At 70.4% G+C, this 16,351-nt stretch carries 13 protein-coding genes; 3 read left to right on the forward strand and 10 right to left on the reverse strand.

Annotation, left to right across the window (positions count from 1 at the left end; translation table 11 throughout):
- Positions 1-123 precede the first annotated feature (123 nt).
- Positions 124-570, forward strand: a complete 447-nt coding sequence (locus ACLJT4_RS26440) for an ATP-binding protein (RefSeq protein ID WP_411125810.1) — start codon at positions 124-126, stop codon at positions 568-570.
- A gap of 18 nt (positions 571-588) precedes the next feature.
- On the opposite strand, the gene ACLJT4_RS26445 is transcribed toward ACLJT4_RS26440, so the two are convergent.
- The 9 genes from ACLJT4_RS26445 to ACLJT4_RS26485 form a co-directional block, all read right to left on the reverse strand.
- Positions 589-1,803, reverse strand: coding sequence for an FtsW/RodA/SpoVE family cell cycle protein (locus ACLJT4_RS26445; protein WP_233657725.1), 1,215 nt, complete (start codon positions 1,801-1,803; stop codon positions 589-591).
- The gene (gene mrdA, locus ACLJT4_RS26450; RefSeq protein ID WP_411125813.1) at positions 1,800-3,941 is read right to left on the reverse strand and encodes a penicillin-binding protein 2; all 2,142 of its coding nucleotides are present in this window, start codon (positions 3,939-3,941) and stop codon (positions 1,800-1,802) included. The genes ACLJT4_RS26445 and mrdA overlap by 4 nt, the downstream gene beginning before the upstream one ends.
- Positions 3,938-4,636, reverse strand: a complete 699-nt coding sequence (gene mreD, locus ACLJT4_RS26455) for a rod shape-determining protein MreD (RefSeq protein WP_016574390.1) — start codon at positions 4,634-4,636, stop codon at positions 3,938-3,940. Before mreD ends, mrdA begins: the two co-directional genes overlap by 4 nt.
- Before the next feature lie 3 nt (positions 4,637-4,639).
- A complete protein-coding gene (gene mreC / locus ACLJT4_RS26460) occupies positions 4,640-5,569 on the reverse strand; it encodes a rod shape-determining protein MreC (protein WP_411125815.1) in 930 nt (309 codons plus the stop codon).
- Positions 5,570-5,807: 238 nt separating this feature from the next.
- On the reverse strand, positions 5,808-6,827 hold the full coding sequence (locus ACLJT4_RS26465) for a rod shape-determining protein (RefSeq protein WP_003985182.1): 1,020 nt from the start codon (positions 6,825-6,827) through the stop codon (positions 5,808-5,810).
- Between the two features lie 296 nt (positions 6,828-7,123).
- Positions 7,124-7,537, reverse strand: a complete 414-nt coding sequence (ndk, locus tag ACLJT4_RS26470; protein ID WP_038519470.1) for a nucleoside-diphosphate kinase — start codon at positions 7,535-7,537, stop codon at positions 7,124-7,126.
- A 119-nt stretch (positions 7,538-7,656) separates the two neighbouring features.
- On the reverse strand, positions 7,657-8,007 hold the full coding sequence (locus tag ACLJT4_RS26475; protein ID WP_016574393.1) for a DUF4233 domain-containing protein: 351 nt from the start codon (positions 8,005-8,007) through the stop codon (positions 7,657-7,659).
- 2 nt (positions 8,008-8,009) lie between these two features.
- Entirely contained in the window at positions 8,010-9,536 is a 1,527-nt protein-coding gene (gene folC, locus ACLJT4_RS26480) for a bifunctional tetrahydrofolate synthase/dihydrofolate synthase (RefSeq protein WP_411125818.1), read from the reverse strand.
- A 93-nt stretch (positions 9,537-9,629) separates the two neighbouring features.
- A complete protein-coding gene (locus ACLJT4_RS26485) occupies positions 9,630-11,078 on the reverse strand; it encodes a peptidoglycan D,D-transpeptidase FtsI family protein (RefSeq protein WP_411125820.1) in 1,449 nt (482 codons plus the stop codon).
- A 274-nt stretch (positions 11,079-11,352) separates the two neighbouring features.
- On the opposite strand from ACLJT4_RS26485, the gene ACLJT4_RS26490 reads away from it, so the two are divergent.
- Positions 11,353-12,561: a hypothetical protein gene (locus tag ACLJT4_RS26490; RefSeq protein ID WP_411125951.1), complete on the forward strand. Its 1,209-nt coding sequence runs from the start codon at positions 11,353-11,355 to the stop codon at positions 12,559-12,561.
- Here the strand turns inward: ACLJT4_RS26490 and ACLJT4_RS26495 are convergent.
- Entirely contained in the window at positions 12,527-15,148 is a 2,622-nt protein-coding gene (locus ACLJT4_RS26495; RefSeq protein ID WP_411125822.1) for a valine--tRNA ligase, read from the reverse strand. The genes ACLJT4_RS26490 and ACLJT4_RS26495 overlap by 35 nt on opposite strands.
- A gap of 164 nt (positions 15,149-15,312) precedes the next feature.
- Between ACLJT4_RS26495 and ACLJT4_RS26500 the strand changes: the two genes are divergently transcribed.
- A complete protein-coding gene (locus ACLJT4_RS26500) occupies positions 15,313-16,320 on the forward strand; it encodes a hypothetical protein (RefSeq protein ID WP_411125824.1) in 1,008 nt (335 codons plus the stop codon).
- The last annotated feature ends 31 nt before the right edge of the window (positions 16,321-16,351 follow it).

Raw genomic sequence — 16,351 nt, forward strand, 5'->3', positions numbered from 1 at the left:
CGCGCCCGGAACGGGTGGCACCGCCGACTCGCGGTGCCTTACCGTGTGTGACAGTCCGCGCACGTAGCGCGACGCTGCGTGTGCGGCGTCGCGCCCAGCGCTCGATCGACACCGGGAGAAACCGTGCACCCCGATACCGCAGCCCTCGCCCGGAGCCCGCTCCGCGTCGCGTCGGGCGCCCGCCCGTACGTGCTCACGGCGCCGAGCCGCCCCACCGCCCCCAAGACCGCGCGGGACTTCGTGCGGGCGGTGCTGCGGCGCGGCCCGCTCGCCGCCCTGCGCGACACCGCCGTGCTGCTGACCTCGGAGGCGGTCACCCGGGCCCATCTGCGCACGCCGGGCTCGGCGGACATCCTGCTGCGGGTGGTGACCGCGGCGCACGGGCTGCGGATCAGCGTGCACGACGAGGGCGCCCAGTTCGTCCCCGGCCCGGCCCGGGGGCCCGGCGACCGGGACCCGGCGCACGGACTGCTGCTGATCAGCCGGCTCGCCGACGACTGGGGGACGACCCCGTTCGAGGGGCCGCCGCACACCACGTCCCTGTGGTTCGAGCTGCACACCGGGCGCTGACCCCGCACGGGTGCGGGGTCAGCGGGAGGCGGAGACCGGGCGCTGGACGCGGATCGACTGGAGCAGTCCGATGGCGATCCACACCGCGAACATCGAGGTGCCGCCGTACGAGACGAACGGCAGCGGCAGACCGGTGACGGGCATGATGCCCAGGGTCATCCCGATGTTCTCGAACGCCTGGAAGGCGAACCACGCGATGATGCCGGCGGCCACGATCGTGCCGTAGAGCTCACCGGTCTCGCGGGCGATCCGGCAGGCCCGCCACAGCACCACGCCGAGCAGGAAGATGATCAGGCCCGCGCCCAGGAAGCCCAACTCCTCGCCGGCGACCGTGAAGATGAAGTCGGTCTGCTGCTCGGGGACGAACTGGCCGGTGGTCTGGCTGCCGTGGAAGAGGCCGGAGCCGGTCAGTCCGCCGCCGCCGATGGCGATCCGGGCCTGGTTGGTGTTGTAGCCGACGCCGGCCGGGTCCAGGCTCGGGTTGGCGAACGCGGCGAACCGGGCGATCTGGTAGGCGTCCAGCAGCCCGAGCTGCCAGATGGCGAGGCAGCCGACGACGCCGGTGCCCAGCAGGCCCAGGATCCAGCGGTTGGAGCAGCCGCTGGACAGCAGCACGCCCAGGATGATGGCGCCGAGCACCATCACCGAGCCGAGGTCGGGCATCAGCAGGATCACGGCGACCGGCACCGCGGCCAGCCCCAGGGCCTGGAAGACCGTGCGGTGGTCGGGGTGCGGGCGGTCACCGGCGTCGACCCGGGCCGCCAGGATCATCGCCATCCCCAGCGTGATGGTGATCTTGGTGAATTCGGCGGGCTGGAGGGAGAAGCCGCCGGGGATCGCCAGCCAGGAGCGCGAACCGTTGATCGTGGCGCCCAGCGGCGTCAGCACCAGCACCGCCAGCACCACCGAGATGCCGAACAGGATCGGGACCGCACCGCGCAGGGTGCGGTGGCCGAGCCAGATGGTGCCGGCCGCCAGGGCCACGCCGATGGCGGTGTTGAGCAGGTGGTGGACGAAGAAGAAGTACTCGTCGTTCTTGTTGAGTTCGGTGCGGTTGCGGGTGGCGGAGAAGACCAGCACCGAACCCATCAGGGAGAGCACCAGGCAGGACAGCAGCAGTATCCAGTCCAGCTTGCGCACCACGGAGTCGCGGGCCGTCAGCCGGCCCCAGATACCGAGGTCGGGGCCGTAGCGGCGGACGGAGAAGGTCCGGGAGAAGGGCGGTGTGGTCACTGCTGGGGGCTCCCCGAGGGGGACGGCGACGGGTCGGCCGGCGGCTTGATGGGCGGGGCGATGATGGTGCCGTCATTCTGGATCTTGGGCAGTTTCGCCTCCGGCTTCGGCAGCAGCGCGGCCTTCTCGTCGATCTCGCCCTTGTCGTTGACGCCGTAGAGCGCGTTGTAGATGTTGCGGACGGCCGGGCCGGAGGCACCGGAGCCGGTACCACCCTGGGAGATCGTCATCACGATCGCGTAGTCCTTGGTGTACGTCGCGAACCACGAGGTGGTCTGCTTGCCGTAGACCTCGGCGGTACCGGTCTTGGCGTGCATCGGGATCTTGTCCTGCGGCCAGCCCTGGAAGCGCCAGGCGGCGGTGCCCCGCTCGGTGACGCCCTGGAGGGCCGCGTCGATCTGCTGGATCGTCTGCGGGGTGTCCGGCAGGTGCCCGTGCGACTTGGGCGCGATCATCTGCACCTTGTCGCCGTTGGGGCTGACGACGGCCTTGCCGACGCTGGGGTTGTAGAGGGTGCCGCCGTTGGAGAGCGCCGCGTAGATCGTCGCCATCTGGATCGGGGTGACGAGGGTGTCGCCCTGGCCGATCGCGTAGTTGATGGAGTCGTAGGCGTGCAGCTTCATGCCTTCGAGGCAGTTCTCCCGCGCGAGCTTGGAGACGTAGTCGTTGGCGTCCTTGGGGTGGGCGCACCAACTGTCCTTGTTCGCCTTCCAGAAGGCGTTCTTCCACTGGCGGTCGGGGACCCGGCCGGTGACCTCGTTGGGCAGGTCGATGCCGGTCTCCTTGCCGAGACCGAACTGGTGGGCGGTCTTGTAGAACCAGTCCTTGGGGCTCTGGACCGGCTTGTCGCCGCCGTCCTTCTTCCACTCGTCGTGCCCGAGCCGGTAGAAGACGGTGTCGCAGGAGACCTCCAGCGCCCGGCCGAGGCTGATGTCGCCCTGCGATTCGCCCTCGAAGTTCCGGAAGACCTGGCCGCCGATGCTGTACGAGCTGGTGCAGGGGTAGTGGCCGTCGAAGGGGTAGCCGGCGTTGACCGCGGCCGAGGTCGAGATGACCTTGAAGATCGAGCCGGGCGCGGCCTGCCCCTGGATGGCGCGGTTGAGCAGCGGGTAGTTGGAGTCCTTGCCGGTGAGCTTGGCGTAGTCCTTGCCGGAGATCCCGCCGACCCAGGCGTTGGGGTCGTAGGTCGGGTTGGAGGCCATCGCCACCACCCGGCCGGTCTTCGCCTCCATGACGACGACGGCGCCCGAGTCGGCCTTGTAGTTGGTGCCGGTGTTCCGGTCCATCTGGGTGCGGGCGTCCTTCATGGCCTGGTCGAGCTGCTTCTCCGCTATGGCCTGGACGCGGGCGTCGATGCTGGTGACCAGGGTCGAGCCGGCCTGGCCCTTGTCGCTCTTGGCCTGGCCGATGACCCGACCGAGGTTGTCGACCTCGTAGCGGGTGACGGCGGCCTTGCCGCGCAGGAAGTCGTCGTACTGCCGCTCCAGCCCCGAGCGGCCGATCTGGTCGGAGCGCAGCAGCGGCGACGGGCCGTCCTTGGCCTTCTTGATCTCCTCGTCGGTGACCGGCGAGAGGTAGCCGAGGACCTGGGCGGTGTTGGCCTTGCCGAGGGCGGGGTAGCGGCGGACGGCGGTGGGCTGGGCGCTGATGCCGGGGAAGTCCTCGGAACGCTCGCGGATCTGCAGGGCCTGCTGGGTGGTGGCCTTGTCGGTGATCGGGATCGGCTGGTAGGGCGAACCGTTCCAGCAGGGCTGCGGGGTCTTGGCGTCGCAGAGCCGGACCTTGTTGCGGATCTCCTGGGTCGGCATGCCGAGCACCTTGGCGAGCCGGGCGAGCACCGCCTTGCCGTCGTCCTTCATCTTCAGCAGGTCGGTGCGGCTGGCGGAGACCACCAGCCGGGTCTGGTTGTCGGCCAGCGGCACCCCGCGCGCGTCGAGGATCGAGCCGCGGGTGGCGGGGTCGATGACCTGCTGGACGTGGTTGGACCGGGCCTTGGCGGCGTACTCCTGGCCGTTGCGGATCTGGAGGTACCAGAGCCGACCGCCGAGCGTCGCCAGCAGGGAGAAGACCAGGATCTGAATCGCGATCAGCCGGATGGTGACCCGGGAAGTCTTCCCCGTCTCGGGAATGTTGCTCACAGGCGCTTGACCCCCTTGATGCCCTTGACCCCCTTGGCGCGTCCGCCCCGGGCCGGTTTGGGCACCCGGCCGGTACGGATCGCCTTCATCGCGTTGCGGCTGGCCTTGAGGCCGGTGCCGGTGGCCAGCCAGCCGTACGCCGGCTGGCGGCCGGCCATCCCGCCGCCACCGGCGGCGTCGGTGGCCAGCGGATCGTGTTCGGTTCTGCGCGCCAGCGCCATCACCAGCGGCACGGCGAACGGGGCCAGCAGCAGGTCGTAGAGGGTGGCGCTGAGCAGCAGCCCCACCAGGCCGACGTGCCGGGCCGCGGTGTCACCGACCAACGAGCCGACCCCCGCGTACATCAGGGTCGAGCCGATGGCGGCGCCGATGACGACCACCAGCGGCAGGGTCGCCGAGCGGTGCTGGCCGTTGTCCGGCTTGGTCAGGCCAGCGACGTAGCCGATGACGCACAGCACCAGGGCGTAGCGGCCGATGGCGTGGTCGGCGGGCGGGGCGAGATCGGCGAGCAGCCCCGCGCCGAAGCCGATGAGCGAGCCGCCGACGTGGCCGTAGACCAGGGCCAGGCCCACCACGACCAGCATCAGCAGGTCCGGTACGGCGCCCGGGAGTTGGAGTCTGGCGAGGATGCTGACCTGGATGATCAGGGCGACCACCACCAGCGGGGTGGCGAGCAGGATCCGGTTGATGCGCATCGGTCAGCTCCTGGGTGAAGCGCTCGCGGAGGGGGTGGCCGTCACGGTGACCGTCGGCGTCGGCCGGGGCTTGACCGGGGGCGGCAGCACGGTGTCCCGCGGGTCCTTGCGGGGCGGCTGGACGACGATGCCGACGACGTCGAGCGACGAGAAGGAAACGAACGGCCGGACCTGGAGGGAACGGGTCAGGTCGCCGTTGAGCGGCTCGACCTTGACCACCGTGCCGACCGGGACGCCCGGCACGAACGGCTTGTCCTTGCTGGAGCCGAAGGTGACGAGCCGGTCGCCCTTCTTGACGTCGGCGCGGCCGTTGAGCAGCTGGACTCGGAGCGAGCGGACGCCCTGGCCGTTGGCGAAGCCGATCTCGTTGGTCTTCTCCATCCGGGTGCCGACCGTGAACTCCGGGTCGGCGGCGAGCAGCACGGTGGAGGTGTGCGGGGTGACGGTGGTGATCCGGCCGACCAGCCCGTCGCCGTTGAGGACGGTCATGTCGCGGGCGATGCCGTCGCGGCTGCCGGCGTCGACGGTGACGGTCCAGGAGAAGCCCTGCGCGGACCCGATCGCGATGACCTCGGCGCCCTTGATCGCGTACTGGCCGGTGGCCGCGGTCTTGAGGATCTTGTCGAGCTCGGCGGCGCGGTTGCGGGTGCGGTCGGGGGTGCCGAGCTTGAGCTTCAGGGCGGCGTTCTCGTGCTCCAACTCGCGGATGCGGCTGTGGCGCTGATCGGAGTCCCGGACGGCGCTGACGGCGTTGCCGACCGGGTTGACGACGCGGGCCACGCCGCGTTCCACCGGGCCGAAGGCGGAGGCGGCGGCTTGCCGGGCACCGTCGAGCGGGGACTGTTCACCGCCGCGGATATCGACCGTGATCAACGCGAACGCGATCGCGATCAGCAGCACCAGCAACAGCCGGCTCTCTCGTGTGTCCCTCACGTGCGGCGGCCGTGTCCTTCCTCGTAGGACCGGCCGGCTGCGGGCCCCGCCGGTCTCGTTCGGGGGTTGAGCGTTGTGCCTTGCTGTGACGGCGCGGTGGTGGAACGTCAATGCACCGTGTCTGTGGGAACGTTGCGGTATGGGTCAGCGATCCGGCGGACGGATCGGCTGCTTGTCCAGGGTGCCCGACCCGCGCGAACGCCGTGTGACGCCCGCGCGACGGGTCGGGACCCGAAGGTCAGCGGCGCGGCTGGGAATCCAGGACCTGCTGGAGCGCCTCGAACTCCTCGACGCACTTGCCGGAACCGAGCGCGACGGAGTCGAGCGGGTCCTCGGCGATGTGGATGGGCATACCGGTCTCGCGGCGCAACCGCTCGTCGAGGCCGCGCAGCAGGGCGCCGCCACCGGTGAGAACGATGCCGCGGTCCATCACGTCACCGGACAACTCCGGCGGGCACTTGTCGAGGGTCGTCTTGACCGCGTCGACGATGGAGTTGACCGGCTCCTCAATGGCCTTGCGGACCTCGGCGGCCGAGATGACGACGGTCTTGGGCAGGCCGGAGACCAGGTCGCGACCGCGGATCTCGGTGTGCTCGTCCTGTTCGAGGTCGTACGCCGAACCGATGGTGATCTTGATGGACTCGGCGGTGCGCTCGCCCAGCAGGAGGCTGTACTCCTTCTTGATGTGCTGGATGATCGCGTTGTCCAACTCGTCGCCGGCGACCCGGATGGACTGGGCGGTGACGATCCCGCCGAGCGAGATGACCGCGACCTCGGTGGTGCCGCCGCCGATGTCCACCACCATGTTGCCGGTGGCCTCGTGGACCGGCAGGCCCGAACCGATGGCGGCGGCCATCGGCTCCTCGATGATGTGCACCTGGCGGGCGCCGGCCTGGGTGGACGCCTCGATGACCGCGCGGCGCTCAACTCCCGTGATGCCGGAGGGAACGCAGACCACGACCCGCGGGCGGGCCAGGTAGCGCCGCTTGTGGATCTTGAGGATGAAGTAGCGGAGCATCCGCTCGGTGATCTCGAAGTCGGCGATCACGCCGTCCTTCAGGGGCCGCACCGCGACGATGTTGCCGGGGGTCCGGCCGATCATCTTCTTCGCCTCGGCGCCGACGGCCAGGATGCCGCCGGTGTTGGTGTTGATGGCCACGACCGACGGTTCGTTGAGGACGATGCCGCGGCCCCTGACGTACACCAGCGTGTTGGCGGTCCCGAGGTCGACAGCCATGTCACGGCCGATGAACGACATGTTGTTCCCCATGAGGATACGTCTGGCCTTCCCAACTGGAGCGAATGCTTACTTTGAGGTCGGCAGGAGGTGATGCGCTGTGAGGCGCGGAAGCCTCCATCGTAGTTCGTTGTGTTCCCACACGAACACGGCGGGAGGCCGTTCCGCCATTGTCAGCCGTACACGCACCCGCCCCCCTTAATGGTGACGTCGTGTCGCGGGAACGCGTTCCCCCGCTCGCGGCGAATACACCGAGGGGCGACCGATGATTTCATCGGTCGCCCCTGGTCACAAGGGGGTTGGCAGTTAACTTCGGATCAGGAAATGCCCGGGAAGAAAATCTTGATCTCGCGCTCGGCGGACTCTTCGGAATCCGAGGCGTGGATGAGATTTTCTCGGGTGATCGTTCCGAAGTCCCCACGAATGGACCCACTCGGTGCGGCAATCGGGTCAGTCGGACCGGCCAGCGCGCGGACGCCCTCGATGACCCGCTCGCCCTCGACGACCAGCGAGACGACCGGTCCGGAGGACATGAACTCCACCAGCGGCTCGTAGAACGGCTTGCCGACGTGCTCGGCGTAGTGCTGCTCCAGCACCTCGCGGTCCAGGGTGCGCAGCTCCAGCGCGGTGATCGTCCAGTTGGCCTTGCGCTCGATGCGGCGGATGATCTCGCCGATCAGACCGCGCTTGACGGCATCGGGCTTGAGGAGGACGAGGGTGCGCTGGCTCACGAAGGGACTCCCTGGTATCTGAACGACGGGTCAGCGGTGCCTTGAGGCTACCGGCACCGCGCCCCCGCCTTTCACCCGCCCACCCACGATCCCGCGCCGGGGCCGCCGGCGGCGGGGGCTCAGCCGGCCGCGGCCGGCTCCGCCTCCGCCGCGAAGCGGGCCTTCGCCTCGTCGACCTTGCGCCCGAAGTGGACCGAGGCCCACCACAGGGCGCCGAAGACCGCGCCGAGGAAGTACATCGTCGGAACGACCAGGCCGCTGGCGATCAGTGCGATCTGCAGCGCCCAGCCCAACTGGACCCCGCCGGGGCGGGAGAGCATCCCGCACAACAGCAGGCTCAGCAGCATCGCGATGCCGCTGACGATCCAGATGGTGGCCCGCGAGAGGTCGGTGACCTGCATCGCGACCAGACCGGCGAAGCCGATCACGAAGAACTCGCCTATCAGGGTGCTGGCACACAGCGTGCGCATGGTCAGTTCCTTCCCAGGAGCAGCCGGGCCTCGCCGACCGTGATCACCGAGCCGGTCACCAGGACCCCGGCTCCGGAGAACTCGCCCTCTTCCTCGGCGAGGGTGATCGCCGCCTCCAGCGCGTCGTCCAGCCGCGGCTCGACCTGGACCCGCTCGGCCCCGAAGACCTCCACGGCGATCGCGGCCAGCTCGTCCGGATCCATCGCCCGCTGGCTGGAATTACGCGTCACCACGACCTCGGCGAAGATCGGCTCGAACGCCTCCAGGACGCCCCGGACGTCCTTGTCGGCGCTGGCGCCGACGACCCCGATCAGCCGGCTGAAACCGAACGCCTCGGTGACCGTCTCGGCCGCGGCATGCGCGCCGCCCGGATTGTGCGCGGCGTCCAGCACCACCGTGGGGCTGCGCCGGACCACCTCCATCCGGCCGGGCGAGCTGACCGCGGCGAACGCCGAGCGGATGGTGTCGATGTCGAGGGTGCGGGCGTGGCCCGCGCCGACGCCGAAGAACGCCTCGACGGCGGCGAGCGCGACCGCGGCGTTGTGCGCCTGGTGGGCGCCGTGCAGCGGGAGGAAGATCTCCGGGTACTCGCCGCCCAGGCCCCGCAGGGTCACCATCTGGCCGCCGACCGCCACCTCGCGGGTGAGCACCCCGAACTCCATGCCCTCGCGGGCGACCGTGGCGTCCACCTCGACGGCGCGCTTGAGCATCACCGAGGCGGCGTCCACCGGCTGCTGGGCGAGGACGACGGTGGCGTCCTTCTTGATGACCCCGGACTTCTCCCCGGCGATCTGCTCGGGCGTCTCGCCCAGCCGGTCGGTGTGGTCCAGCGAGATCGGGGTGATCACGGCGACGTCGCCGTCGATGACGTTGGTCGCGTCCCAGGTGCCGCCCATGCCGACCTCGACGACCGCGACGTCCACCGGGGCGTCGGCGAACGCGGCGTACGCCATCGCGGTGAGCACCTCGAAGAACGACAGGCGGTGCTCCTGCTGTGCGTCGACCATCTCGACGTACGGCGCGATGTCGCGGTAGGTCTCGATGAAGCGCTCGGCGGAGATGGGGCTGCCGTCGAGGCTGATCCGCTCGGTGACGGACTGGACGTGGGGGCTGGTGTAGCGGCCGGTGCGCAGCTCGAAGGCGCCGAGCAGCGCCTCGATCATGCGGGCCGTGCTGGTCTTGCCGTTCGTGCCGGTGATGTGGATGGACGGGTAGGCGCGCTGCGGCGAGCCCAGGACGTCCATCAGCGCGGCGATGCGGTCGATCGACGGGTCGAGCCTGGTCTCGCCCCAGCGGCCGCCCAGCTCCTCCTCGACGGCCCGCAGCGCGCGGTCGACCTCGGGGTCGGCGGGGCGGGCGGGGACCTGGTCCCCCTGCGGCGGTCCGGCCTGCGCGCGCAGGGTCCGGCTACCGGCTTCGATCACCGCGAGATCGGGGTCGCGTTGCGTCTCGGCGTCGACCATCTCGTCGAAGGCGTCGGCCGGGTCGGGAGTCGGGTCGGGATCGTCGTTCTGGGGGCGCTCGCTCACGACGACAAGTCTACGAGGCGCCACCGACAACGGACCGGCACCGCCCCCGCGCCACCGCTCCCCCGGCCCGGCCCCGGTCCGTCCCCGCCCCGGTCAGGACAGCGCCGCCTGCATCATCGCCTTGGCGATCGGGGCGGCGAGGCCGTTGCCGGAGACCTCGTTGCGGGCCGCGTGCCCGTCCTCGACCATCACGGCCACCGCGACCTGGTGCCCCTTGCCGTCGTCCCCGTACGAGACGAACCAGGCGTACGGGGTGCCGCTGTTGTCGACGCCGTGCTGGGCGGTGCCGGTCTTGCCACCGACGGTCACTCCGTCGATCTTCGCGTTGGAACCGGTGCCCTTGTCCACGACCGTCTGCATCGCCGAACGCAGCTGCGCGGCGGTCCGGCTCGACATCGCCTTGTGGTAGGTCTTCGGGTCGTTCTGCTGGACGGTGTTGCCGCCGCCGTCGGTCAGCTTGTCGACCAGCTGCGGGGTCTTCAGGTCGCCCCCGTTGACGATCGCCGAGGCGACCATCGCCATCTGGAGCGGGGTGGCCTGGTCGTCGAACTGGCCGATGCCGGAGAGGGCGGTCTGCGCCTGGTCCATGTCGGAGGGGTAGACGCTCTTGGTGGCGCGCACCGGGACGTCCATCTTGGCGTCGTTGAAGCCGAACTTCTCGGCCTGCGCCCGCACCTTGTCCTTGCCCAGGTCGACCGCCATCTTCGCGAAGACGGTGTTGCAGGAGTACTGGAGCGCGGTGCGGATGGTGGCGTTCTCGCAGGGCGCCGAGGCGCTCTCGTTGGTCAGCTGGGTGCGGGTGTTGGGGAGGGTGTACGGGTTGGGGCTGGTGGTGGGCTGGTCGACCGAGGAGTACAGGCCGTTCTCCAGTGCGGCGGCGGCGACCACCAGCTTGAAGGTGGAGCCGGGCGGCAGCGGCTGGCGCAGCGCGCGGTTGAGGTTCGGCTGGGCGGAGTCGTTCGCCAGGGCCTGCCACGCCTTCTGGTCGGCGGTGCCGGAGCCGGCGAACTTCCCCGGGTCGTACGACGGGGTGCTGACCATGCCCAGGATCCGGCCGGTCGCCGGGTCCAGGGCGATGGCCGCGCCGGTCTTGTCGCCGAGCGCGTCGTAGCCGGCCTTCTGCACCTTGGGGTCGATGGTGGTGGCCACGTCGCCGCCCTTGGGGCGCTCGTGCAGCAGGGTGTCGGCGGGGTTCTGGAGCCGGCTGTCGCTGCCACCGAGCAGGTCGCCGTAGAGGCTCTCCAGTTGTGTGCTGCCGAAGATCTGCGAGGAGAAGCCGGTGACCGGGGCGTAGAGCGGGCCGTCCTTGTAGGTCCGCTTGTACTTCAGGGAGGAGGAGGTGGCGGCGGAGCCGGTGACCGGCTGGCCGTCGACGAGGATGTTGCCCAGTGGCGCCGAGTACTTGGCGATGTTCACCCGCGGGTTGTGCGGGTCCTCCCGGTAGTCGCTGGCCTTCGCGCCCTGGATCCACGTGGCCCAGCCCATCAGCGCCAGGACCAGGGCGAGGCAGAAGACCGAGATCCGTCGCAGGGGTCTGTTCATGTGGCGCGGCTCCTGGGTGCTGGGCGGGACCGGACGTGCGTTTCCGCCGGAACTCCGGCATTCCGCTCCACGGTGCCTCGCCTTCATGAGAGCGTCATGAGAACCGCCTACCACCTGGATGTGAGCGATCGGACCGTCGGACGGGACAACCTTTCCGCCGCGCGGGGCCCTCTTGCACGGCGGGGTCTGGAAAACCCTCCGGACCGCGCGCACCGCGGTCGTCGCACATCGGGAAAGCAGGAGCTGAAGAGGCGTGCCGGCAATCAGTCAGCGGATGCATTTGGTGCTGCTCACCGCATGGACCGTGCTGTGGTTCATGATCGTCGAACCGCACGGCGGCTTCTCCTGGCACTACCTGCGTACCGGCGGCGAGCTGATCTACCAGGGCAGCTCCGGCGACGGCACCGGCGGCCTCAACCTCTACGCGCACCACCCCGAGCTCCAGATGGGGCCGATCAGCTTCCTGACGGCCGGGCTGTTCAACCCGTTCCCGGAGGCCACCGGCCAGTTCCTCGCCGCGGCCCTGATGTCCGCGCTGGGCCTGGTCATCCTGGTGCTGGCCGGCCGCAGCGCCGCCCACCACTTCCTGGGCACCGGCACCAACCACCAGCGGCTGCGCCAGCGGGTGCTGATCGCCGGGCTGGCGTTCATCCCCATGTGGATCGAGGTGTCGGTCCGCTTCGGGCACCTCGACGACGTCCTGGCCCTGTTCTTCACCGCCCTCGCGGTGCGCGCCGTCACCAGCGGCAACGCCGCCCTGACCGGGGCCTTCCTGGCACTGGCGATGGACTCCAAGCCGACCGCGCTGGCCTTCGTCCCGCTGCTGCTGGCGCTCCCCCGGGACAGGTGGCTCAAGGCCGCCCTGTGGTGCGCCGGGCTGGTCGCCGTCGCCTGGCTGCCGTTCTTCCTCGGCGACGCCCAGTCCTTCGCCGCAGCCAAGTTCGCCATCCCGAACCAGCCGGCGTCCGCGCTGCGCTGGCTGGGCGCCGACGACCCCGAGACCCCCGGCTGGGTCCGCCCCGCGCAGTTCGCCCTCGGGCTGGTGCTGGGCGGCCTCGCGGTCTGGCGGGGCCGCTGGGCGGCGGTGGTGCTGCTCGGCGCCAACGCCCGGATCGTGCTGGACCCCAGCGTCTACACCTACTACACCGCGTCGGTGCTGCTCGGCACCCTGCTGTGGGACGTCATCGGGCAGCGCCGGCTGGTGCCCTGGTGGAGCTGGCTGGCGCTGCTCATCCTCTACGGCAGCGTCTTCGCCGTCCCGGACGACTCCGCGCGGGGCCTGATCCGGCTGGCGTTCGTCGCGGTCTCCACCGCGTACGTCCTGCTCTGGCCGGTCCGCGAGCGCGGCGACCGCGGTGGACGGCGGGGACGGCGCAGGCCCCCCGCCCGGATGGACGAGGGGCCTGCGGAAGGGACTGCGGGGGCCGGCGGTCGGCCGGCGCCGCCGGCTACGCCGTGGGCAGGGCCGCCACCTGCGCGGTGATCCGCTCGATGTCGGCCTCGGCGGCCGCCTTGCGGGTCCGGATCTTCTCCTTGACCTGCTCGGGGGCCTTGGCGAGGAACGCCTCGTTGCCGAGCTTGGCGGTGGTCTGGGCCAACTCCTTCTCGGCCGCCGCCAAGTCCTTCGTCAGCCGCTTGCGCTCCGCCTCGACGTCGATCGCGCCGGACAGGTCCAGGGCGACGGTGGCGCCGGCGACCGGCAGGGACGCGGTGGCGGTGAAGTCCTCGCCGGTGGGCGTCAGGCGCAGCAGCGACCGCATGGCGGCCTCGTGCGGCGCCAGCGCCGTACCGGTCAGGTCCAGCCGCGCGGGGACCTTCTGGCCCGGCTGCAGGCCCTGGTCGGAGCGGAACCGGCGGACCTCGGTGACGACCTGCTGGACCGTCTCGATCTCCCGCTCGGCCGCCGCGTCCCGGAAGCCCGAGTCCGTCGGCCACTCGGCGATGACCACCGACTCGCCGCCGGTCAGGGTCGTCCACAGCGTCTCCGTGACGAACGGCACGACCGGGTGCAGGAGCCGCAGGGTGACGTCCAGGACCTCGCCCAGCACGCGGCGGGAGGCGTCGGCGGCCGGGCCGCCCGCCATGAACGTCGTCTTGGACAGCTCCACGTACCAGTCGAAGACCTCGTCCCACGCGAAGTGGAAGAGGGTGTCCGACAGCTTGGCGAACTGGTAGTCGTCGTAGTACGCGTCGACCTCGGCGACGACGGAGTTGAGCCGGGAGAGGATCCACCGGTCGGTCGCCGACAGCGCGTCCGCGGGCGGCAGTTCGCCCTCCACCGTCGCGCCGTTCATCAGCGCGAAGCGGGTGGCGTTCCAGATCTTGTTGGCGAAGTTGCGGGAGCCCTGGACCCAGTCCTCGCCGATCGGCACGTCGACGCCCGGGTTGGCACCGCGGGCCAGGGTGAAGCGGACCGCGTCCGAGCCGTAGGCGTCCATCCAGTCCAGCGGGTTGACCGCGTTGCCGAAGGACTTGGACATCTTCTTGCCGAACTGGTCGCGGACCATGCCGTGCAGCGCGATGGTGTGGAACGGCGGGGTGCCGTCCATCGCGTACAGCCCGAACATCATCATCCGGGCGACCCAGAAGAAGAGGATGTCGTAGCCGGTGACCAGGACGGAGTTCGGGTAGAACTTCTCGACGCTCGGGGTCTGCTCCGGCCAGCCCAGCGTGGAGAACGGCCACAGCCCGGACGAGAACCAGGTGTCGAGGACGTCGGTGTCCTGGTGCCAGCCCTCGCCGGTGGGCGCCTCGTCGTCGGGGCCGACGCAGACGACCTCGCCGTTCGGCCCGTACCAGACCGGGATGCGGTGGCCCCACCACAGCTGCCGCGAGATGCACCAGTCGTGGAGGTTGTCGACCCAGCCGAAGTACCGGGACTCCATCTCCTTCGGGTGGATGGCGACCTTGCCGTCGCGGACCGCGTCACCGGCGGCCTTCGCCAGCGGGCCGACCTTGACCCACCACTGCATCGACAGCCGCGGCTCGATGGTGGTCTTGCAGCGCGAGCAGTGCCCGACGGAGTGGGTGTACGGGCGCTTCTCGGCGACGATCCGGCCCTCGGCGCGCAGCGCGCCGACGATCGCCGACCGGGCCTCGAAGCGGTCCAGCCCCTGGAACGGGCCGTGCGCGGTGATCACGCCGCGCTCGTCGAGGACGGCCAGGTTCGCCAGGCCGTGGCGGCGGCCGATCTCGAAGTCGTTCGGGTCGTGCGCCGGGGTCACCTTGACCGCGCCGGTGCCGAACTCCGGGTCGACGTGCTCGTCGGCGACGACCGGGATGCTGCGGCCGGTCAGCGGCAGCTCGATCTCGGTGCCGACGAGGTGCGCGTACCGCTCGTCGTCGGGGTGGACGGCGACGGCGGTGTCGCCCAGCATCGTCTCGGCGCGGGTGGTGGCGACGACGATCGAGGTGTCCCCCTCGCCGTAGCGGATCGAGACCAGCTCGCCGTCGTCGTCCTGGTACTCCACCTCGATGTCGGAGATGGCGGTCAGGCAGCGCGGGCACCAGTTGATGATGCGCTCGGCGCGGTAGATCAGCTCGTCGTCGTAGAGCCGCTTGAAGATGGTCTGGACGGCCTTGGAGAGGCCCTCGTCCATGGTGAACCGCTCGCGCGACCACGCGACGCCGTCACCGAGCCGGCGCATCTGGCCCGAGATCTGGCCGCCCGACTCGTCCTTCCACTGCCAGACGCGCTCGACGAACGCCTCGCGTCCGAGGTCGTGGCGCGAGGCGCCCTCCTTGGCGAGTTCGCGCTCGACCACGTTCTGGGTGGCGATGCCGGCGTGGTCCATGCCCGGCTGCCAGAGCGTCTCGTACCCCTGCATCCGCTTGCGGCGGGTGAGGGCGTCGATCAGCGTGTGCTCGAAGGCGTGGCCCAGGTGGAGCGAGCCGGTGACGTTGGGCGGGGGGATGACGATGGTGTACGGCGGCTTCTCGCTCTTCTCGTCCGCCTCGAAGTAGCCCCGCTCTACCCAGCGCTCGTACAGCGGCCCCTCTACATCGGCCGGCGTGTACTGAGTCGGCAGTTCGGGGACGCTGTGCTTGGGCTGCTGAGTGTTCTCGGTCACGACCGACAGTGTACGGGCGCGGATGTAGCGGCTTCGAATCGGTTTCGCCCCCGAGGCGCCGGCTGTCAGCAGCGTCATACAGGATGGCCGCAGCGCATCACCACACACCCGGATGTCACCCGCGGCATCCCGGCGTCACCAGCAGTCACGAGGGGAACCGCTCCATGAGCTACAACCAGCCGCCGCCGGGTCCGTACGGGCAGCAGCCCCCGCAGCCGGGCCCCTACGGCCAGCCGCAGCCGCCCGCCCCGCAGCCCGGCTACGGCTACCCCCAACAGGGCGGCCCGGTGCCCCCTCAGCAGGGCGGCCCGGTGCCTCCCCAGCAGGGCTACGGCTACCCCCAGCAGGCCCCGCCACAGCAGTTCCCGCCGCAGCAGCAGTTCCCGCAGCAGGCCCAGCAGCCGCCCTACGGCCAGCCCCAACAGCCCCCCTACGGCCAGCAGTCGCCCTACGGCAGCCAGCAGACGCCCTACGGGACGATCCCCCAGGAGCCGGAGTCCGGCGGCAACGGCAAGAAGATCGCCCTGATCACCGGCGGGGTCGCGGTGGTCGCGGCGATCGCCGTCGGCGCCTACTTCGCCTTCGGCTCGGGCGGCAAGGTGAAGCCGTACACGATCGCCCTGCCGGACAAGCTGCTCAGCGGGCAGTTCAGCAAGGACACCACGGGCGGTGCCGTGGGCAGCCCCACGGACTTCTCGAACGACCAGGAGATGAAGAAGTTCGGCATCTCCAACGGCAAGGGCGTCGGCGGCAAGTACAAGGACGTGGCCGGACTGGGCATGTCGGTGAGCGGCATGTACGGCGACGTGGCCGATCCGCAGGGCGCCGTGACGCAGGCGTTCGCCCAGTTCAACACCAACCTCGCGAAGGGCGGCGGCACCCCCAGCAGCCCGAAGGTCGAGGACGTCACGCCGCTCACCGAGTACTCGCCCGGCGACTTCGACGGCTCCGTCATGAAGTGCGAGACGAAGAAGCTGACCTACTCGGCGAGCGGGATGTCCGTGCCCGTCACCGCCTCCGTCTGCATGTGGGGCGACAACAGCGCCCTCGGCGTCGTCACCATGATGGCCGCGCCGAACCCCAACGGCGGTGGCTCCGCCACCACCCCCGGCGCCGAGCAGCTCGCGGAGAAGACCGCCAAGATCCGCAACGAGGTCCGCAAGGAGAAGTAGCGGCAGCCCGGCCCCACCCCCGCATGCCGTG

Origin of the sequence: Streptomyces sp. x-19 (genome assembly GCF_046549115.1) — a bacterium.
GTDB lineage: Bacteria > Actinomycetota > Actinomycetes > Streptomycetales > Streptomycetaceae > Streptomyces > Streptomyces albulus_C.